Annotated in this window: 21 protein-coding genes and 2 pseudogenes; 10 read left to right on the top strand and 13 right to left on the bottom strand. The window is 69.8% G+C overall.

Annotation, left to right across the window (positions count from 1 at the left end; genetic code table 11):
* Positions 1–56 precede the first annotated feature (56 nt).
* The 6 genes from NE234_RS12030 to NE234_RS12005 form a co-directional block, all read right to left on the bottom strand.
* On the bottom strand, positions 57–1,013 hold the full coding sequence (locus tag NE234_RS12030) for an NAD-dependent epimerase/dehydratase family protein (protein WP_252779025.1): 957 nt from the start codon (positions 1,011–1,013) through the stop codon (positions 57–59).
* 9 nt (positions 1,014–1,022) lie between these two features.
* Positions 1,023–1,742, bottom strand: coding sequence for an alpha/beta hydrolase (locus NE234_RS12025; protein WP_406566989.1), 720 nt, complete (start codon positions 1,740–1,742; stop codon positions 1,023–1,025).
* A 199-nt stretch (positions 1,743–1,941) separates the two neighbouring features.
* Entirely contained in the window at positions 1,942–2,370 is a 429-nt protein-coding gene (locus NE234_RS12020; protein ID WP_252779023.1) for a CBS domain-containing protein, read from the bottom strand.
* A gap of 68 nt (positions 2,371–2,438) precedes the next feature.
* Positions 2,439–3,149: a class F sortase gene (locus NE234_RS12015; RefSeq protein ID WP_252779022.1), complete on the bottom strand. Its 711-nt coding sequence runs from the start codon at positions 3,147–3,149 to the stop codon at positions 2,439–2,441.
* Entirely contained in the window at positions 3,136–3,765 is a 630-nt protein-coding gene (locus NE234_RS12010; protein ID WP_252779021.1) for a hypothetical protein, read from the bottom strand. The genes NE234_RS12015 and NE234_RS12010 overlap by 14 nt, the downstream gene beginning before the upstream one ends.
* A 465-nt stretch (positions 3,766–4,230) precedes the next feature.
* Entirely contained in the window at positions 4,231–4,992 is a 762-nt protein-coding gene (locus NE234_RS12005) for a hypothetical protein (protein WP_252779020.1), read from the bottom strand.
* A 207-nt stretch (positions 4,993–5,199) separates the two neighbouring features.
* Here NE234_RS12005 and NE234_RS12000 point away from each other — a divergent pair, with 207 nt between their 5' ends.
* Together NE234_RS12000 and NE234_RS11995 are read left to right on the top strand one after the other, a co-directional pair.
* Positions 5,200–6,726 carry an ATP-dependent DNA ligase gene (locus NE234_RS12000; RefSeq protein WP_252779019.1) on the top strand — a complete coding sequence of 509 codons (1,527 nt, stop codon included), beginning with the start codon at positions 5,200–5,202 and terminating at the stop codon, positions 6,724–6,726.
* Positions 6,727–6,780: 54 nt separating this feature from the next.
* Positions 6,781–7,140: pseudogene (locus NE234_RS11995) on the top strand (IS5 family transposase); the annotation flags it as partial.
* Here NE234_RS11995 and NE234_RS45890 read toward each other — a convergent pair.
* The 3 genes from NE234_RS45890 to NE234_RS11985 are packed head-to-tail and all read right to left on the bottom strand — an operon-like array spanning position 7,024 to position 8,349.
* Positions 7,024–7,284, bottom strand: coding sequence for a hypothetical protein (locus tag NE234_RS45890; RefSeq protein WP_406566990.1), 261 nt, complete (start codon positions 7,282–7,284; stop codon positions 7,024–7,026). The pseudogene NE234_RS11995 and the gene NE234_RS45890 sit on opposite strands and share 117 nt — an antisense overlap.
* Entirely contained in the window at positions 7,281–7,586 is a 306-nt protein-coding gene (locus NE234_RS11990) for a DUF6192 family protein (RefSeq protein WP_256528669.1), read from the bottom strand. The genes NE234_RS45890 and NE234_RS11990 overlap by 4 nt, the downstream gene beginning before the upstream one ends.
* Before the next feature lie 58 nt (positions 7,587–7,644).
* A complete protein-coding gene (locus tag NE234_RS11985; RefSeq protein WP_252779017.1) occupies positions 7,645–8,349 on the bottom strand; it encodes a GntR family transcriptional regulator in 705 nt (234 codons plus the stop codon).
* A gap of 134 nt (positions 8,350–8,483) precedes the next feature.
* Between NE234_RS11985 and NE234_RS11980 the strand changes: the two genes are divergently transcribed.
* The 5 genes from NE234_RS11980 to NE234_RS11960 all read left to right on the top strand — a co-directional run bounded on the left by NE234_RS11980 (position 8,484) and on the right by NE234_RS11960 (position 13,081).
* A complete protein-coding gene (locus NE234_RS11980) occupies positions 8,484–8,906 on the top strand; it encodes a VOC family protein (protein WP_252779016.1) in 423 nt (140 codons plus the stop codon).
* Positions 8,903–9,664, top strand: a complete 762-nt coding sequence (locus NE234_RS11975) for an SDR family NAD(P)-dependent oxidoreductase (protein WP_252779015.1) — start codon at positions 8,903–8,905, stop codon at positions 9,662–9,664. Before NE234_RS11980 ends, NE234_RS11975 begins: the two co-directional genes overlap by 4 nt.
* Before the next feature lie 12 nt (positions 9,665–9,676).
* Positions 9,677–10,378, top strand: a complete 702-nt coding sequence (locus NE234_RS11970) for a glutamine amidotransferase (RefSeq protein WP_252779014.1) — start codon at positions 9,677–9,679, stop codon at positions 10,376–10,378.
* Between the two features lie 250 nt (positions 10,379–10,628).
* The gene (locus tag NE234_RS11965; RefSeq protein WP_252779013.1) at positions 10,629–12,308 is read left to right on the top strand and encodes an NAD-dependent malic enzyme; all 1,680 of its coding nucleotides are present in this window, start codon (positions 10,629–10,631) and stop codon (positions 12,306–12,308) included.
* On the top strand, positions 12,305–13,081 hold the full coding sequence (locus NE234_RS11960) for a lyase family protein (RefSeq protein WP_252779012.1): 777 nt from the start codon (positions 12,305–12,307) through the stop codon (positions 13,079–13,081). Before NE234_RS11965 ends, NE234_RS11960 begins: the two co-directional genes overlap by 4 nt.
* Before the next feature lie 549 nt (positions 13,082–13,630).
* Here the strand turns inward: NE234_RS11960 and NE234_RS11955 are convergent.
* Positions 13,631–14,377: an SDR family NAD(P)-dependent oxidoreductase gene (locus NE234_RS11955; RefSeq protein ID WP_252779011.1), complete on the bottom strand. Its 747-nt coding sequence runs from the start codon at positions 14,375–14,377 to the stop codon at positions 13,631–13,633.
* A 92-nt stretch (positions 14,378–14,469) separates the two neighbouring features.
* Between NE234_RS11955 and NE234_RS11950 the strand changes: the two genes are divergently transcribed.
* On the top strand, positions 14,470–15,078 hold the full coding sequence (locus NE234_RS11950; protein ID WP_252779010.1) for a TetR/AcrR family transcriptional regulator: 609 nt from the start codon (positions 14,470–14,472) through the stop codon (positions 15,076–15,078).
* A 75-nt stretch (positions 15,079–15,153) separates the two neighbouring features.
* On the opposite strand, the pseudogene NE234_RS45885 reads toward NE234_RS11950, so the two are convergent.
* A pseudogene (locus NE234_RS45885) lies at positions 15,154–15,411 on the bottom strand (transposase family protein); the annotation flags it as partial.
* A 41-nt stretch (positions 15,412–15,452) separates the two neighbouring features.
* On the opposite strand from NE234_RS45885, the gene NE234_RS11945 reads away from it, so the two are divergent.
* Both NE234_RS11945 and NE234_RS11940 read left to right on the top strand, forming a co-directional pair.
* Complete coding sequence (locus NE234_RS11945) at positions 15,453–15,650, top strand: hypothetical protein (RefSeq protein WP_252779009.1); 198 nt, start codon at positions 15,453–15,455, stop codon at positions 15,648–15,650.
* Positions 15,651–15,659: 9 nt separating this feature from the next.
* Positions 15,660–16,316, top strand: a complete 657-nt coding sequence (locus tag NE234_RS11940) for a class I SAM-dependent methyltransferase (RefSeq protein ID WP_252779008.1) — start codon at positions 15,660–15,662, stop codon at positions 16,314–16,316.
* A 610-nt stretch (positions 16,317–16,926) separates the two neighbouring features.
* Here NE234_RS11940 and NE234_RS11935 read toward each other — a convergent pair.
* Both NE234_RS11935 and NE234_RS11930 read right to left on the bottom strand, forming a co-directional pair.
* Positions 16,927–17,127, bottom strand: coding sequence for a hypothetical protein (locus tag NE234_RS11935; protein ID WP_252779309.1), 201 nt, complete (start codon positions 17,125–17,127; stop codon positions 16,927–16,929).
* A gap of 65 nt (positions 17,128–17,192) precedes the next feature.
* Complete coding sequence (locus tag NE234_RS11930) at positions 17,193–18,029, bottom strand: hypothetical protein (protein ID WP_252779007.1); 837 nt, start codon at positions 18,027–18,029, stop codon at positions 17,193–17,195.
* Positions 18,030–18,062 lie beyond the last annotated feature (33 nt).

The following is an 18,062-nucleotide window of genomic DNA, read 5'->3' as shown; positions in this document are numbered from 1 at the left end:
CGCCCGCTCCATGCGCTCGAGGCGCCGCGGCGCGTACGCCCACCGGCCTCCGGGGCTCATCGCGGCCGCTCCGTACGCTCGCGGTGCCACCGGACCTGGTCGGCCAGGCCCTCGGCCAGCCCGATCCGCGCGGACCAGCCGAGGAGACGCCCGGCCCTCGTCGTGTCCGCCCACGTACGGGGCGCGTCGCCGGCCGCCGGGGCGTACGCGCGCACCCGCGGCCGTACGCCCAGCAGGCCGGCGAGCAGGTCGATCGCGTCCCGGACCGTGGCCGGCTCGGGATGGCCGACGTTGAGCACGGTGCCCGGCGGCAGGTCGGCGCCGGCCGCGGCCAGGGTCGCGGCCGTGACGTCGGCGACGTGGGTGAAGGCGCGCGACTGGCGGCCGTCCCCGAAGACCGGCAGCGGCCGGTCGCGCCGGGCCGCCTCGACGAACCGGTGGAAGGCCATGTCGGGGCGCTGGCGCGGGCCGTAGACCGAGAAGTAGCGCAGGGTCACCGCCGGCAGCCCCTCCTCCGCCGCCTGTGCGGCGAGGCGCTCGACGGCGACCTTGCTCCGCGCGTACGGGCTGGCGGGACGCGGCGGATCGTCCTCACGCTGCGGGCGGGCCCCGGCGGAGCCGTACACCGAGGAGCTCGACGCGACGACCACGCGCGGGCGGCGGCCGGGCGGAGCGCCCAGGCAGGCGGCGAGCAGCCGCCGCGTGGCGGTGACGTTGTCGCGCTCGGTGGCCGCCTCGCCGGCGCCCCAGGAACTGCGCACCCCGGGCCGGCCGGCCAGGTGGACGACCACGTCCGCGTCGGCGAGCTTGGTCAGGTCGTCGGCCGCCAGGTCGGTCTCGACGAGGGTGACGCCGGCCCGGTCGGCGAGCGCCGCCCACGTGGCCCGCGCGGCGTCCGGTGCGGCGGACCGGCAGAGCGCGTCGACGGCGAGCACCTCATGGCCAGCCCCGGCGAACGCCTCCGCCACATGGCCGCCGATGAACCCGGCCGCTCCCGTCACCACCACCCGCACGTGCGCACCTTAGTGGACCGTGGTCGCCTGAGATGCGGTCCATTGTCCGATCCGCCGGATCAGCTGGGGGGTCGCGGCGCTCTCGGCATGCCCGTACCCGGACTCGATCCACAGCTCGCGCGGGTCACGGGCCGCGGTGTAGAGCTGTTCGGCGTGCTCGACCGGCAGGAAGGGGTCCCGGTCGCCGTGGACGACGAGGAGCGGCGTCGGCGCGATGCGCCCCGCGACCTCGTGCGGCGCGGCGGGCACCGTCGCCCACGAACCACCGGCGATCCGCGTCCGCTTGACGAGGCGTGCGGCCAGGCGGCCCGACCGGCGCTCGATCGCCCAGTGCACGCGGCGCATCGGCTTGGTGTCGCGGTAGTACCAGCGGGCCGGCGCGCTCACCGCGGCGACCGCGTCGACGCCGCCGAGCAGGGCCGCGTGCCGGACGACGACGGCGCCGCCCATCGAGAAGCCGACGAGCCCGACGTGCCGGTACCCGAGGTGGCGGGCGTGGCGGACGGCCGCGTCGACGTCGAGGATCTCCCGGTCGCCGACCGTGGACCGGCCGCCGGACCGCCCGTGGCCACGGAAGTCGATCGCGATGACGCCACCGGTCTCGCCGAGCACCCTGGCGATCCGCCGCGTCGTCGGCTGCCGCCACCCGCCGGTGAACCCGTGCGCGAGGACCAGGCACAGGCCGTCCGGTCCGGGGAGGTGACCGGCGTCGATGCGGACGCCGTCCATGGCATGCAGGATCAGGGGCTGAACGTTCACGTCGTTCATCGTGCCCGCCCCGACCGGCTCCCCATGCCGCCGCCCCACCGGAAGGTGGCCGGGGCCGGCGCGGAGTCCCGAATGATGTGGCCGGCCCCCATCACGGTGACGCGTCGGCTCTGGGTGCCGTTTCATCCGGTGCTGCCGCCCATCCTGATCGCAGCATGGGTCAGCGCTTGATGTAGTCGACGAGCTGCTCGCGCTCGGTCTCCAGCTCGGCGATCGTGCTCTTGACCACGTCACCGATGCTGACGATCCCCACGAGACGGCCGTCGCGGACGACCGGGAGATGACGGATGCGGTGCTCCGTCATCGTGACGCGCAGTCCGTCCACGGCGTCGCCGGGCGCGCAGGTGCGCACGTGCGTCGTCATGATCTCCGACACCGGCGCGTCCAGCAGGGCCGCGCCCCGCTCTCCCAGGCGCCGGACGATGTCACGCTCCGAGACGATGCCGTCGATCGTCGAACCGTCCGCGGACACCACGACCGCACCGATGTTGCGGTCCGCGAGCAGTCGCAGGAGATGCCGCACGCTCGCGTCCGGGGCGATGGTCGCGACGTCAGCACCCTTGGCGCGAAGGACTTCCGAGATTCGCATCCGCCGACCTCCCGATTGGTGGCGACCGGGACTCACTACGCCAAGCATCCTCCGTCCGCGGGAGAACGTCACGGGCTTCGGGAAACCGAGCCGGCGCCGTCGGCCGGTCCGGGAGATCCGCTGCCGTCCGGCCGGACGGGACGGCGGCCGGTCAGATGCGCGAAGACGATCGTGTTGTCCTTGTAGCTGTGGCCGTCGAAGTCGCCTCCGCAGGTGATCAGCCGGAGCCCGGCGAACCTCAGGGGGCCGTAGACGCGCTGCGTCGGGAAGTGTTTCTTGGACGCCCGCTCGACCGAGTCGACGGCGAACATCGCGACCGTGTCGTCCGCGCGGGTGACCTCGATCTTGTCACCGGGGTGCAGCCGGGCGAGCCCGTAGAACACGGCCGGGCCCTTCTTCGTGTCGACGTGGCCGACGAGTACGGCGGGACCGCGCTCCCCCGGTGTGGGGCTCTTGTCGTACCACCCCGCCAACTGGGCCCGGGACAACGGCGGTACCGCGAGCGAGCCGTCGCGCTCGAGGCCGAGACGGAGCAGGCGCGAGTGGATCCCGACGCGCGGGATGTCCACTCGCAGCGGGATGGAGCCGCCGAGGGCCGCCCCCGCCGAGGGGGCGGCCGCCGCGCCTGGCCGGGCCGCGCGCGGATCCGGCCGTGGCGGCCCGTGGTGCCGGCACGCGCCGAACCACAGGACCACCGCGCCGGCCGCGATCAACCCGGCGGCCGCCCCGCCGTGGAGACGGCCGCCGTGTGACCGTGCTGATCGGCTACGAACGGACACCGGTCCGGATCCGCCGGCGAGCGAGAAGCGTCGTACCGCCCAGCAGCAGGGTGAGCCCGGCGAGGCCCAGCGGCACGCTGGATCCCTGAGCACCACCGAAGCCGGTCCGTACGGGGCCGGAAGGGACCATGCCGACACCGGCCGGGCGGCCGGGCGCGCCCATGGCCCGGGCGCGGATCTTCTTCACGGTCTCCCGGTGCTGCCCGAAGCCTCCTCCGCCGCCCGGGGCGCCGCCGATGACGCTCCCACCGGCGGTTCCGTTGCCGCCGCCACCGCCGCCGTCACCGTCGTCACCGAAGGCCGCCCAAGGCGCGATGCCGCCGCCGTTGTTGTTGTTACCGCCAAAGCAGCCGCCCGCGACACACGGGTCGAGGCCGTCGCCACCGCGGCCATCGCCGTCGTCGTCATCGTCCCCGCCGCGGACCAGGCCCGGGGCGTGCACACCGGCGGGACGCAACGCCTGGTGGGCTCCCGGGTAGACGGCAACGTGCTGCGCCCGGTGGTGCAGCCCCGCGCTCGCGTCACTGTGGACGGCCGCCGCCAGAGCGGGTGAAGCCAGCCCGATCGTCAGTGCGGCCGCTGAAGCGGTTGTCAGGGTCAGGTTACGGACCCTCATAAGTACCCCCTTGAAGTCAGCGGCAGCCTGGACCGCTCCCTGGCTGCCGGCATCGCCACCGCTCCCCTCATTCCCCCATCACCGACACCGCGATCTAATTCTCTCCGCTCTTGATGAAATGATTACGGTGCGGAACGGACACTTAGCGACATCCCCCGCGCCGCCATTCCCAATCAGTGGTGCATCGGTCGACATAGCCCCCATTACGCAGGTTTCTCCACACGACAGATGGACGAGCCCGCCGCCCCCATCTCTCGGATCACACTCCGCATGACCTGGGACGATGCCGTCACCACCACGGCGGAATTCCCGAAATGTAACGCTTATCCATGAAGCCGAAGGAAGCCGCCTCTGGTAATCACCGACCGGCTCACCACGGCACCGCGAAGCCCCTTTCAGGCCACAGGAGATGACACATCGCCGCCGATATCCGGTTACCGGAAGAACGCCCTGAATATGCGGAGATCACCGCAGCGACGCGAGCCCCGCACGGGCGGCCGCGATCGCGTTGGCCAGGCTGCGCTGCTCACTGGCGGACCGGTCCCCGGCGGCCGGCTGCTCCTCGGTGTACTGCACCCGCAGGATGACGTTGCGGTACCGCACGGTGGCCTCCCCGACCGCGATCCTGACGTCCCGGTCGACCCAGTACCGCTCGAACGCCGCGTCGCCGAGGCCGCCGATCCGGCGCAGCGTGCTCGTGTCGGCCGTCCGGTCCTTCTCCGCCTGCCGCCACTGCGCCTCGTACGACCAGACGGTCATGCCCGTGGCCTGGTCGTGCATGTACTTGGGCAGGAACGCCCGCGCGTCGACCTGGACGGCGCGGTAGCGGCTCCCGTCGGTCATCGAGTACTTGCAGACGCCCGCCGTCTCCGCGCCCATCTTGTCGATCTTCGGAGCGGCCGTCGGCACCAGCCGCCGTACCGTGTCGGCGGGCAGGATCGAGCACGCCTGCGGCAGCGCGGCGAGAACGGCCGGTCGCACCGCCGTCGGCGGCGCGTCGGCCGCACGGGAACCGGTCGGGGCGGGACGGGACCGCGGCGGTGCGCTCGCCGGCCGGGCTCCCCCGCGGCCGAACACGAAGACGGCCGCCGCGGCGACGCCCAGCGCCACCACGACGAACGCGGCGACCACGACGCCCTGCGTACGCGGCCGGCGGCTCTTGGCCCTCGGCGCCTCCGGGGGCGAGTAGACCCGGTGGAACGGTTCCGGCAGCCGCGGCAGTCCCAATCCTTCTCCCCACTCGTGTTCCCCGGGAGTCCCGGGGTGCCGGCTCGATGCGACCGTAACCGTCGGATCCGCCCCCAAACCAGACTCGTACGCGCCTGGCACGCGTGACACCATGCCGCTCCTCGCCTCCTCCGGCCGCCGGGGCCCGGCCGCCGCTCCTCCGGGACGGGTTCACCCGATTGTCGGTCGCCGGCGTCAGAATGGAATGTGCTGTTGAGCGAGATCACCGAGACCTCACAGGCCGTCGCCGCGACGTCCGGGCGGCGCGCCAAGATCGAGCTGCTCGCCGCCTGCCTGCGGGACGCCGAGCCGGAGGAGACGGCGATCGCCGTGGCGTACCTCTCCGGTGAGCTGCCACAACGCCAGATCGGCGTCGGCTGGGCGGCCCTGCGCGACCTGCCGCCCGCGGCGGCGCAGACGGCCCTCACCGTCGACGAGGTGGATGCCGCGTTCACCGCGATCGGCGCCGTCTCCGGTAAGGGTTCCGTCACCGTTCGGCGACAACTGGTGGGGGAATTGTTCGCCCGGGCGACCGCCGCCGAGCAGAGTTTCCTCCTCCGCCTGCTGTCCGGAGACCTCCGCCAGGGTGCCCTCGACGGCGTGATGGCCGACGCCATCGCCGTCGCGGCAGACGTGCCGGCGGCCGAGGTGCGCCGCGCCGTGATGTTCCGCGGTTCGCTCGGCGCGGTGGCCACCGCGGCGCTGTCCGAAGGGCGTGACGGCGTGCGCGCGTTCGGGCTGGAGGTCGGGCGCCCGGTCAAGCCGATGCTCGCCGCGAGCGCGCCGTCCGTCGAGGCGGCGCTGGAGAAGGTGAGTCCCGCGGCCGTCGAGTGGAAGCTCGACGGCATCCGACTCCAGGCGCACGTGTCCGGAGGCGAGGTGCGCCTGTTCACCCGCACCCTCGACGAGATCACCGGCCGGCTGCCGGAGATCGTCACCGCGCTCGGCGCGCTGCCCGTGGACACGGCCGTCCTCGACGGGGAGCTGATCGCGCTGCGCGACGACGGCCGGCCCCACCCCTTCCAGGTCACCTCCGCCCGCGTCGCCAGCCACGGCGTGCGACCGGGCGGTGGGCAGGACGTGCCGCTGTCGGTGTTCCTGTTCGACGTGCTGCACCTCGACGGCGGGGACCTGATCGACCTGCCGGGCGCCGAGCGCAACGAGGCGCTGGTCCGGGTCGTCCCCGAGGCCCTGCGCATGCCACGGGTCGTCACCGCCTCGGTCGACGACGCCCGCGCGTTCTTCGACGACGCCCTCGCGCACGGTCACGAGGGAGTGCTGGTCAAGTCCCTGGACACGCCCTACACCGCCGGCCGGCGCGGCGCCGGGTGGATCAAGGTCAAGCCCCGTCACACGCTCGACCTGGTCGTCCTGGCCGTCGAGTGGGGGAACGGACGCCGCCGGGGCAAGCTGTCCAACCTGCACCTCGGGGCCCGCGACCCGGAGACCGGCGGGTTCGTGATGCTGGGCAAGACGTTCAAGGGCCTGACCGACGAGATGCTCGCCTGGCAGACCGAGCGCCTGCTCGCGCTGGAGACGCACCGCGACGACCACACCGTGTACGTACGGCCCGAGCTCGTCGTCGAGATCGCCTTCGACGGCGTCCAGCGCAGCCCGCGCTATCCCGGCGGGCTGGCGCTGCGGTTCGCGCGGGTCCTCCGGTACCGCCCGGACAAGACCGCCGCCGAGGCCGACACCTTCGCCAGCGTGCGCGCCGTCGCCGCCCTCACCTAGGGCCCTAGGGCGTGTCTGACAAAGCGATCACTGGCTCGGCGGCGGTTCGGTTGAATGATCGGCGTGGTGAGGCGCGGCGAGCTGACTGATTCGGCGTGGGCGCAGATCGAGCCGTTGTTGCCGCAGGTCGATGGTCGTGGCCGGCGGTAACGGGATCACCGGCAGGTGATCAACGGGATCTTGTGGCGGTTGCGGACCGGTGCGCCGTGGCGGGACATCCCCGAACGCTACGGGCCCTTGCAGACCTGTTATGAGCGCTACAAACGCTGGGACGAGGACGGCGCCTGGGCCCGGCTGCTATAGCAGATGTAGGTCAAAGACGACGCCGTCGGCAACATCGAGTGGACCTTCGGCATCGATTCCTCCATCGCCCGCGCTCACCAGCACGCCGCTGGAGCACGGAAAAAGGGGGAGCCAGGCGGGGACGATCGGACAGGCTGAGACGCAAACCGGGCAGGTTTCGTCGATCTTCCACCACAGGTCTTCGGCGAGCTTGTTCGTCGCCGTTCGCTTGCCGCAGATGGGCGGCCTTGGTCCGTTGCCGCCGGGTGTGGTCATGGCGAGTCATCGCCTTCTGAAAGCAGGCGGGCCAATTGCTCCTCCATGGTGGTGTCGCCGGTGGCGATCACGGTGTCGCACCAGTCCACGGCGGCTCGCACGCGCCGATGATTGTCTTCGATGGCCCGGCGCGCCCGGTGGGTGAGCTCGGCCACCCGCAGTTCGGGGACCAGGTCTTGCACGCCAACGTAGAAAGCGACGCCCAGGCCCAACAGCTGCAGCACCTGCCGGGAGACGATGATGTCATCGGCCAGTGGCTCACGCAGCGGGTGCGGCTGGCTCCGTGGTGCTTCCCGGCCCATCCCGCCGCTGGGCACAGGCAGGGCTCAAGGCTGTCGGCTCGGCTTCCACCGAGCACGATCAAGGTGATGTAGGCGACGCGTTCGGCAGATCCGCCAGTAGCGAGCGGCGAGCGGAGTCGACGTGTTCCTCAGCCTTTCGTGCCAAGGTCCGTACGTCGCCATCGCGCAAAAGGGCTGCCAGTTCCCGATGTTCTTCGACGACCCGGGCGCGGTAGTGGTCATAGCCGGACTCGACCCGGCGTAGCTGGAACAGATGGATCTGAGATCGGATGGCGTGCCACGCCGTAGTGAGGCGCCCGTTGCCGGCGGCCGCATAGATCTGGTCGTGAAACGCGATGTCCAGTGCCACCAGGCGACGGCTGTCGGCGGTGGCACGGGATTCAGTGTCCATTGCGTCGACGAGGCGGTCGAGCTCGGCGAAGTCGGCGGCGCCGGCCGACCGCCGCGCGGTCGTCGCGGCGAGGCGGTCGAGCGCGGCGCGCAGGGCGTAGACCTCCTCGACGTCTTCAGTTCGCACCTCGATGACGGTGGTCGCCCGGTGCCAGCCTGTGCGGATGAGGCCTTCGTGTTCCAGCTCGGCGAGGCCCTGACGGACCGAGCCGCGGCTGATGCCGAGGTGCGTTGCGAGTTCAACCTCCCGCAGCGGCGCTCCAGGCGGGAAATGGCCGGCGAGGATCGCCTCGCGGACCAGGTCGGCTGCCTCGTCGGCGAGCCCTCGGCGGGCGGCTTTCGGTAGAGCGGCCTTCGACAGAGGGGACACCATGTTCAGATGTTGACATCCGAGCGTCGATCAGGCAAGTCGCAGGTTCGCGCAATGTCGAATGTTGACATCTGAACATCTTCTGGTGAAGGTGGACAGGCTTACCCGCCCGTCCCCTCACGAGAGGAGGGACGCCCATGTCCTCCCGTCCCGCTGTGCACCTGGCCATCCCGGTCGACGACCTTGGCGCCGCCCGCACCTTCTACGGAGACGTCCTGAACCTGCCGGAAGGACGGTCCACCGACCACTGGGTCGACTGGGACCTGCACGGCCACCAGTTGGTGACCCACCTCGTTCCCACCGCACCTACTCTGGCCGGCGTCAGCGCAGTGGAACAGCACACCGTGCCCATCCCGCACTTCGGCCTGCTGCTGACCGAGGAGCGCTTCCACACCACCGCCGACCGGCTACGGACAGCCGGTGTGCACTTCGACATCGAGCCACACTGCCGATTCCCCGGCCAACCAGCGGAGCAATGGACCATGTTCTTCCGCGACCCTGCCGGCAATGCTCTGGAGTTCAAAGCATTCCGCGACGAGTCGATGGTGTTCGCGCGATGAGGGGTGTCCTGGTGACCGGCGCCTCCCGGGGCATCGGCCGGGCCATCGCAATGGCGTTCGCCGCAGGCGGTGACCGAGTAGCGGTGCAGTACGCCAGCCGACGTACAGACGCCGAAGAAACGCTGCGGCAGCTGCCCGGCACTGGGCACACGCTGATCGAAGGTGATCTCGGTGATCCTGGTACCGGCGAACGGATCGTGGCGGAGGCCGTGACGGCGCTCGGCAGCATCGACGTCCTGGTCAACAACGCCGCCGTGGCACCGGCGGCCAGCACACACCACCCGGTCGCCGATGTCCCACTGCACACCTGGCAGCAGATCTGGCGACGCATGCTGGACGTCAACGTGCTGGGCACGGCCGATGTGACCTGGGCGGTGGCCCGACACCTCATCGACCGCGGCACCGGCGGGAGCATCGTGAACGTCGGATCACGCGGCGCGTTCCGCGGCGAACCCGACTTTCCCGCCTACGGAGCGAGCAAGGCCGCGCTGCACGCCTTCGGGCAGTCGATGGCTGTCGCGCTAGCGCCACACGGCATCGCCGTCACGTCGGTGGCCCCGGGATTCGTCGCCACCGAACGCCAGTCCACCAAACTCACCGGCCCCGACGGGGATCTGGTCCGTAGCCAGAGCCCGTTCGGCCGGGTCGGCACCCCCGAGGAAATTGCCGCCACCGTGTGCTTCCTCGCGTCGCCGGCCGCAGCCTGGGCGTCGGGCACCATCGTCGACCTCAACGGCGCCTCGTACCTACGCACCTGAAGGGCCACCCGCATGCCTCCCATCGCCCTGGCTATCCGTCATCTCGGCTTCGAGGACCTCGGGCTGCTCCATCCGTTGCTGCGCGACCGGGGCTACGACGTGCGCTATCTCGACGTCACCGCCGAAGGCATCGATTCCGACGCGGTCACCGGCGCCGATCTGCTCGTCGTGCTCGGAGGTCCGGTCGGTGCCAACGACACCGACCGCTACCCGGTCCTGCACGACGAACTCACCGCACTGCGGGCACGGCTCACCACGCGGAGACCCACGATGGGAATCTGTCTCGGGGCCCAGCTTCTCGCCCGCGCGCTTGGGGCCGCAGTCGCTCCCGGCCCAGCCACAGAGATCGGATACGCCCCCCTTGCCCTCACACCCGAAGGCATGACTTCAGTCCTGCGTCACCTCGCCGATGTTCCCGTCCTGCACTGGCACAACGACTGTTTCGAACTGCCCGCCGGCGCCCGCCACCTCGCGTCCACCACGCGATGTCCGCACCAGGCGTTCGCCGTCGGAGCCCATATCCTCGGGCTCCAATTCCACCTGGAAACCGATCACCGTGACATCGAACACTGGCTCGTGGGCCACGCCGAGGCTCTCCTCGCCGCGGACATCGATCCGCGCACGCTGCGGCGTGACGCAGCCGCAGTCGGCCCCAAGCTGAGCCGGCAGGCTGCGGACGTCGTCACTGAGTGGCTGGACGAGGCCGGCTGCTGAGCACAACCCTCCGCACGTGCTGCCGCCGATAGGAATCTTCACCAAGTAACCAGCGGAGGCGTCCTTCCAGTGTTCAGCAGGTCGGTGGTTACGTGGACGTGGACACGGTTCAGCGGCAGGAGCAGTTCCGCGGGTATGTCGCGGAGCGAGGCGGCGTCCTGCCTCGTGCGGCCATGTTGATCGCGGATGACCGGGGCGAGGCCGAGGATCTGTTCCGGTCCGCGTTGGCGAAGACTTACTGCACGCGCACATGGGGAGAGTGATGATGGCCAGGCACACCGCGCGTACTCCGGCTACGCCAGGGGTCCTGACTGATCCACTGCGCAACCGGGGGGTGGGGTTCACGCATGCGGAGCGGGACGAGCTGGGCCTGACCGGGCGCCTGCCGTCCGCGGTGCTGACGCTGGAGCAGCAGGCGCAGCGCGCGTACCAGCAGCTGCAGGCTCAGGACGGTGACCTAGGCAAGAACGTGTATCTGGAGCAGCTGCACGACCGCAACGAGACTCTGTACTACAAGGTGCTCACCGATCACCTGGTGGAGTTGTTGCCGGTCGTGTACGACCCCACGGTGGGCGAGGCGATCGAGAAGTACTCCCATGAGTACCGCCGCCCGCGCGGCGTGTTCTTGTCCATCGACCGGCCCGAGGACATCGAGAAGGCCTTCGCCACGCTCGAACTCGGGCCCGAGGACGTGGACCTGATCGTGTGCAGTGACGCGGAGCAGATCCTGGGCATCGGCGACTGGGGGGTGGGCGGCATTCAGATTGCGGTCGGCAAGCTGGCGGTCTACTCTGCGGCAGCCGGCATCGACCCGGCCCGCGTCATCCCCGTGTCACTGGATGTGGGAACCGACCGTGAGGCGTTGCTGAAGGATCCGTTGTACCTGGGTAACCGGCACCCCAGGGTCCGGGGCGCCGACTACGACGCGTTCATCGAGACGTACCTGCGGACGGCTTCGGCGATGTTCCCGCGTGCGCTGCTGCATTTCGAGGACTTCGGCCCCAGCAATGCCCGGCGGATCCTGGAGACCTACGGCGGCTACCGGATCTTCAATGACGACATGCAGGGCACCGGTGCGATCACCCTGGCCGCAGCCCTGTCGGCCATCAAGGTCAGCGATGTGCCGATGCGAGAGCAGAAGGTGGTGGTCTTCGGTGCGGGCACCGCCGGGGTGGGCATCGCCGACCAACTGCGCGATGCCATGGTTCGTGACGGTAGGAGTCGCCGGCAGGCCACGGCCCGGGTCTGGCTGATCGACAAGCCGGGCCTGCTTACCCGCGGCACAAGTGACCTGCGTGACTTCCAGCAGTCCTACGCGCGCGATCCGTCGGAGGTCGCCGACTGGAGGAAGGACGACGGCGGGATTTCGCTGCTGGAAACCGTCAAGCAGGTCAAGCCGACGATCCTGCTGGGCACCTCCACCGTGCACGGGGCGTTCACCCGCGAGGTCGTCGAGGCCATGGCCGAAGGCACCGAGCGTCCGATCATCCTCCCGCTGTCCAACCCGACCTCGCGTATCGAGGCCATGCCGGCCGACGTCATCGCCTGGTCGAAGGGCAAGGCCCTGGTCGCCGTCGGCATCCCCGTCCCACCCGTCGAGCACGACGGGGTGACCTACGAGATCGCGCAGGCCAACAACGCGCTGCTGTATCCCGGGCTGGGTCTGGGGACGATCGTTTCCGGCGCATCGAGGGTGACCGATGGGATGCTGCTCGCAGCTGCCCGGGCGGTGGCCGACCAGGTCGACGTCAGCGCACCGGGCGCCTCCCTGCTGCCGCCGGTGGAGAACCTGCGCAACTCCTCCGCGATCACCGCGGCGGCGGTGGTCGAAACGGCGGTCAGCGAGGGCGTCGCCACCAGCGAGCCGGCCGATCCCGGCCAAGCCGTCCGCCAGGCCATGTGGGCGCCCGTCTACGGCACGACGGCATGACCGCGCGGCAGTCGGGCGCGGGCAAGGACGAGGACACCCCGGAGGTTCTCGACGTGCCCATTGGTCTGGATGCGACCGGAACCCGGCGGGAGACGGACTCGATGGGCGCGATCGACGTACCGGCGGACCGGTACTGGGGTGCCCAGACACAGCGGTCCCTGATCCACTTCTCCATCGGGGACGACCGGATGCCCAAAGCGGTCTACCACGCCTACGGCTACGTCAAGAAGGCGGCCGCGATCCTCAACGGGCGGGCCGGGCGGTTGGCTGCTTGGAAGGCCGACCTGATCGAAAAGGTCGCTGACGAGGTCATCGCGGGCAAGCTCGACGACCACTTCCCGCTGTATGTGTGGCAGACCGGGTCCGGGACGCAGTCCAACATGAACACCAACGAGGTGATCAGCAACCGAGCGATCCAGCTGGTCGGCGGCGAGCTGGGCAGCAAGTCCCCGATCCACCCCAACGATCACGTCAACATGGGGCAGTCCTCCAACGACACCTTCCCCACCGCCATGCACGTCGCGGCGGTCAAGGCGGTCCACGAGCACCTGCTGCCCAGCGTGCAGGCGCTTCAGCGGGCGATCGAGGTCAAGGCGGAGCAGTGGCGCGACGTGGTGAAGATCGGCCGCACCCATCTGGCGCCGCCCAGGGCGCAGGCATCGACGCGTTCGGAGTCGCTCTCGACGTCACCTCCGACGACAGCGTGGCCTGCAACCGCTCCACGGCTTCCTCGCGTCGGGCGTCGTCACGGCGCATGGCTGGGTTGGCGATGAGGTCGAAGTCCTCGGCGCTGATAGAGCCGGAGTCCAGTGCGGCCTCACGTAGGGTGGTGCCCTCCTCGTCGGCCTTGCCGCGATGGCCGAGGCTTTGTCGTAGCCGATGACTGGGGAGAGGGCGGTGACCAGCATGAGGGACCGGTCGACATAGGAGTCGATTTGGTCGCGGTGGAGCTGGGCGCCCTCGATGCAGTGGGTCTCGGACATCGACGCCGATACCGGTGCGCCACACCTATTTGACCAGCACTCAGGCATGCCTCTGGTCGGCGCCGTGCCCACCAACGGGTGACCGCATTAGCACCCCCTCGCCACCGGACTCTGCGGATGTCAACGGGGAACCAACCAGAGCTATATCGTCACCAACCTGTGTGGACAGAACACCTAGCCGTACGAGGTGACGCTGGGGGTGTTGGGCGGCCCTACCGGTCGGAGTGATCTTGCGCTCCGTGTCCAGTCTGGGCGTGCTGCGCGGATGCTCGTGTTGGCCAGGCGGAATGTCGCGGGCGACGACTCGCCCGCGACGGTTCGGGACTCCGCGTGGCGGGGTCAGAACTGGTTCTCGCCGCCGTTGACGTGCAGGGTGGTGCCGAGCATGAAGCTGCTGTCCGCGGAGGCGAGGAAGGCCACCGCGGCGGCGACCTCTTCCGGGCGCCCCCTGCGGCCGATCGGCACTCCCGCCGCGAGTTCCGCCTTGACGGCGGCCGCGTTCTCCTCGCCGATGGCAATGTCGACTCCGGGGGTGTCGATCGCTCCCGGCGCGACCGTGTTGACCCGGATGCCCCTGCCCTTCAACTCGTTGGCCCAGGTCCGCGCGAGGGACCGGATCGCGGCCTTCGACGCCGCGTACAGGCCGAAGGCCTCCCGGCCGTCGTCGGCGCGAATGGAGTCGTTAAAGATCACCGAGGCGCCGTCGTTGAGCAGCGGCAGCGCCTTCTGCACGGTGAGCAGTGTGCCCCGGACGTTGATGCCGAAGATCTGGTCGAACTGTTCCCCGGTGGCCTGCGCCAACGGTGCGAGCGTGGCCATGCCCGCGTTGGCGAAGAGCACGTCCAGGCCCCGGCCGCGGTCACGGATCGCGTCGTACAGCCGGTCCAGGTCGGTCGGCTCCGATATGTCGCCCGGCACCGCGGTGACCGCAGAACCGATCGACTCAACTGCCCTGTCAAGCGCCTCCTTGCGCCGGCCGGTGATGAACACGTGGGCGCCCTCGGACGCCAGCCGCGCGGCGGTGGCCAGGCCGATTCCTGTGCTCCCGCCGGTGACGACGGCGGTCTTGCCTTCCAGCTGTCCCATTGCTTGAACTCCCGAGACTTAGATACCGATCGGTGCGGAATGGAACCCTAGCACTTCTGCACCGATCGGTATCAAGGCCGTAGGATGGGGCCGTGGAGATCACCCGGAAAGCGCCGATCGGCCGGCCGAGAGGCTTCGACGCCGACGAGGCCCTGGAGCGGGCGATGATGGTCTTTTGGGAGCAGGGCTATGAAGGCGCCAGCCTGACCGACCTGACCCGCGCCATGGGCATCACCCGCAAGAGCATGTACGCGGCCTTCGGCAACAAAGAGGAGCTGTTCCGCAAGGCCCTGGAGCGCTACACCGAAGGTCCCGCCGCCTATGCGGCCCGCGCACTGGAGAAGCCGAGCGCCCGGGAGGTGGCCACGGCGTTCCTCGCCGGCTCGGTCAGCGCGACCACCCGCCCCGGCTGCCCCGCCGGGTGCCTGGGCGTGCAGGGCTCGCTGGCCGCCGGCGACTCCGGACGGGCGGCCCAGGGCGCCCTGATCGCCTGGCGCGACGACGGCCGTGCTCGCCTCCGCCACCGGTTCCAGCAGGCCGTCGACGAGGGTGATCTGCCCCCCGGTGCGGACCCGGAACTGCTCGCCCGATACGTCATGACCGTGGCGAACGGCATCGCCGTCCAGGCTGCCGGCGGCGCCACCCGCTCCGAACTCCAGCAGGTGGCCGACGCGGCGCTGCGGAACTGGCCACCCGTCTGACGGTAGGTGCCCATGGGAGCGTGTCGCGCCACCCGAAGCGAAGAACTGCACCCACATCAGCGACATCGCCAGCCATCAAGCCCTCCGCTTGGACAATGAAGTCAGTCGCCGCAGGTCGCAGAACCGCTCTCGGCTAACTTCGCTGTCCAGGGCACACCGGGTGACCTCGAGGTTCGTCAGGACGAGCAGGGCCCGCAGGAGCGTGGTGGCGTGCCGGATGTGCAGGCGCAGCTTGGTGAGGATCCTCCAGTTCTTCAGGTGGGCGAAGGCGTGTTCGCATACCGCGCGGACGGACGCGATCAGCTTGTTGACCTGCTTCTTCGCCGACGCGAGCGGTTTGGTGCGGGCAGGCCGCCACCCTGGAACGGCTGCGCATGGACCGGATCCTCGAAGAAGCCCTCGCCTGCGGCGGCGACCCGCTCCACCTCGCCTCGGTCTTCAGCCTCGACACCAAAACCGCCATCCGCTACGCCGAGAACGCCAAAGCCCTCCTGGCCACCACCGCGGAACAGCATGCTGCTCAGACCACACCGTCAGAAAACCACTCGGCCGACGGCCCTGCCGGCGCCTAGCCTGCCGCCATGGACACCGGCAGTGGAAGCGATCTGGTCCGAGCTGGCTACAACGCCTTGTCCCACCACTACCGCGGCGACGACGATCCAACGGAACAGTACGACGCCTGGCTGACCGACCTGCGAACTCGTCTGCCCGAACACGCAGACGTCCTCGACATCGGATGCGGATGCGGCATCCCGGTCGCCCGATTCCTCAGCATGGCCGGGCACCGGGTGACCGGCGTGGACATCAGCGACGTCCAGATCGAGCGCGCCCGTCGCCTCGTCCCGGACGCCACCTTCATCCGAGCGGACGCCACACAGCTACGTTTCCCGAACGGCTCCTTCGACGCGGTGGTCTGTCTCTACGCCCTCATCCACATGCCGCTCGACCAACAGCCGCACCTTCTCCGGCGCATCGCCCAATGGCTACGACCCGGCGGATGGCTCCTGGCGACCGTCGGCCAAGACGCCTGGACCGGCGCCGAGGACAACTGGCTCGGCGGCCCCGCCACCATGTGGTGGAGCCAGACCGACGCGGCCACCTACCGCTCATGGCTCCAACAGGCCGGCCTGCAGATCACCGACCAGGACTTCATCGCCGAAGGCGACAGCGGCCACGCACTCTTCTGGGCACGCCGACCCTCCGGTTCAACCGAACCCAAGGGACAGAATCGCCCATAGAGCCTGAAGACCCATGGGTTCATCGTGAGAACCCTTCAGTTCACTCGAACTCTGGGGAATCATCGGCAAAGGGGTCGGGATCGAGAGCAAGCCCCGGGCAAGATCTGCGGATCACCTTTACCTACGTGCCTTACATGGCTGATAGGCCACCAAGCCGCTGACCTGCAGGTTTACTCGACTACCCCAGATAACCGTGGTGGTCACCGACCGGCCCAGCCGCGCCAAGATCGCGGTCAGCCCTGGGCATACACCTAGGGCGTGTCTGGCAATTCGCGGACCAGAGGATCAGGCTGGCCAGGAACACGCCAGAGCGGTAGCGGCTGGCGAGCTTGTCGAAGCGGGTGGCGATCGCGCGGAACAGCGGATGCGCCGGGCCGAGTATCCCTTATCGGCCAGCAGCACATCCGGAGTCGTGCGCGGGTGCCCAACGCAGTGGCGGGGCACGCGCACCTAGGCCATGACCTGTTCGAAGACGACCGAGTCGTTGACGTTGCCGGCGGTGATGAACGCCGTCATCGGCAGGCCGCGTCCTTCGACCACCAGGTGCATCTTGGTGGTCAGACCGCCGCGCGAGCGGCCCAGCGCTTGGGCGGCCTGCCCGGTTTGGTGATCAGTCTGCCTGATCGTCCCGGTCAGGGTCCCCCTTTTTCCGCGCTCCAGCGGCGTGCTGGTGAGCGCGGGCGATGGAGGAATCGATGCTGAAGGTCCACTCCAGGTCGCCGACGGCGTCGTCTTTGACCTGGACGGCCTCCAGCAGTCGGGCCCAGGTGCCGTCCTCGTCCCAGCGTTTGTACCGCTCGTAACAGCTCACCACAACGCACCACAACGGTCATTCAACCCAACCACTGCGCGCCGTCGCCGCCCTCCCCTGAGGTCCTAGGGGCGCCTGCGGCGGTCGAGGCGGCGCCGGGGGCCGACGGTCCGCTCGTGGGCGATCAGGTCGTGGCGGCCCGCGATGAACTCCTGCACCCAGATCTTCGCCCGGATCAGCGGGCGGCGGATGCGCTGCTCGCGGCGGAGCGCCCGCCGGAACTTCCGCGTGCCCGGCCGGTATCTCCAGCGGGCCCACGGCGAGCCCGGCCGGGCCAGCCGGAACGCGCTGAAGACGAGCACGACCGGTAGGAACAGCCCGAGCAGCCCGGTCCAGATCTTGCCCTTGAAGAGGGTGACGATGGCCAGGGCCAGGTTGACGAGGATGTTGGCGAGGACGACGAGGAAGACCCCGAGGGAGACGGTCGCGTCCGCGCGCAGGTCGTGGACGTCGCTGAGCCAGAGCGGGCGTACGCCGACCAGGATCAGGCCGGTGATCGCGACCGCGATGAACACCGCGTCGACGGAGGCGCGCCCCTCCTCCATCCAGTAGACGTCGCGCAGGTGCAGGATGAGCGCGAACTCGTCGAGGACGAGCGCGGCCCCCACTCCGAACACCGAGGCCGCGAGGGCGTACCACTCCGTGTAGGCGTCCGGAATGCAGAACCCCGCCACCCCGCCGATCAGCATCAGCACGACGCCGAACACCACGTGGTGGATGTGCAGCTCACCGACCTCGACGTTCTTGAACCACCAGCGCACCTTGGCGCGGATCAGCCGCACGTTGATGCGCACGACGACGAACGTGACGATGAACGCCACGAAGAAGCAGAACAATGGCAGCCGTCCGCTCTGGACGACACGCTCGGTGAACAGTCCCTCCACCTTGGCCCCCGACGTCATACGTCCTCATCATGACCCATTCCGGTCTGTGAT

The organism is Actinoallomurus rhizosphaericola (assembly GCF_024055675.1).
GTDB classification, from domain to species: Bacteria; Actinomycetota; Actinomycetes; order Streptosporangiales; family Streptosporangiaceae; genus Actinoallomurus; species Actinoallomurus soli.
This window is presented reverse-complemented; position numbering and strand designations above follow the sequence as displayed.

Coding starts and splice junctions, on each gene's coding strand:
- NE234_RS12025 (WP_406566989.1), bottom strand. CDS start 1,742: ATGGACGGCGTCCGCATCGACGCCGGTCACCTCCCCGGACCGGACGGC.
- NE234_RS12020 (WP_252779023.1), bottom strand. CDS start 2,370: ATGCGAATCTCGGAAGTCCTTCGCGCCAAGGGTGCTGACGTCGCGACC.
- NE234_RS12010 (WP_252779021.1), bottom strand. CDS start 3,765: ATGAGGGTCCGTAACCTGACCCTGACAACCGCTTCAGCGGCCGCACTG.
- NE234_RS45890 (WP_406566990.1), bottom strand. CDS start 7,284: ATGACCACACCCGGCGGCAACGGACCAAGGCCGCCCATCTGCGGCAAG.
- NE234_RS11990 (WP_256528669.1), bottom strand. CDS start 7,586: ATGGGCCGGGAAGCACCACGGAGCCAGCCGCACCCGCTGCGTGAGCCA.
- NE234_RS11985 (WP_252779017.1), bottom strand. CDS start 8,349: ATGGTGTCCCCTCTGTCGAAGGCCGCTCTACCGAAAGCCGCCCGCCGA.
- NE234_RS11980 (WP_252779016.1), top strand. CDS start 8,484: ATGTCCTCCCGTCCCGCTGTGCACCTGGCCATCCCGGTCGACGACCTT.
- NE234_RS11975 (WP_252779015.1), top strand. CDS start 8,903: ATGAGGGGTGTCCTGGTGACCGGCGCCTCCCGGGGCATCGGCCGGGCC.
- NE234_RS11970 (WP_252779014.1), top strand. CDS start 9,677: ATGCCTCCCATCGCCCTGGCTATCCGTCATCTCGGCTTCGAGGACCTC.
- NE234_RS11965 (WP_252779013.1), top strand. CDS start 10,629: ATGGGGAGAGTGATGATGGCCAGGCACACCGCGCGTACTCCGGCTACG.
- NE234_RS11960 (WP_252779012.1), top strand. CDS start 12,305: ATGACCGCGCGGCAGTCGGGCGCGGGCAAGGACGAGGACACCCCGGAG.
- NE234_RS11955 (WP_252779011.1), bottom strand. CDS start 14,377: ATGGGACAGCTGGAAGGCAAGACCGCCGTCGTCACCGGCGGGAGCACA.
- NE234_RS11945 (WP_252779009.1), top strand. CDS start 15,453: ATGGACCGGATCCTCGAAGAAGCCCTCGCCTGCGGCGGCGACCCGCTC.
- NE234_RS11940 (WP_252779008.1), top strand. CDS start 15,660: ATGGACACCGGCAGTGGAAGCGATCTGGTCCGAGCTGGCTACAACGCC.
- NE234_RS11930 (WP_252779007.1), bottom strand. CDS start 18,029: ATGACGTCGGGGGCCAAGGTGGAGGGACTGTTCACCGAGCGTGTCGTC.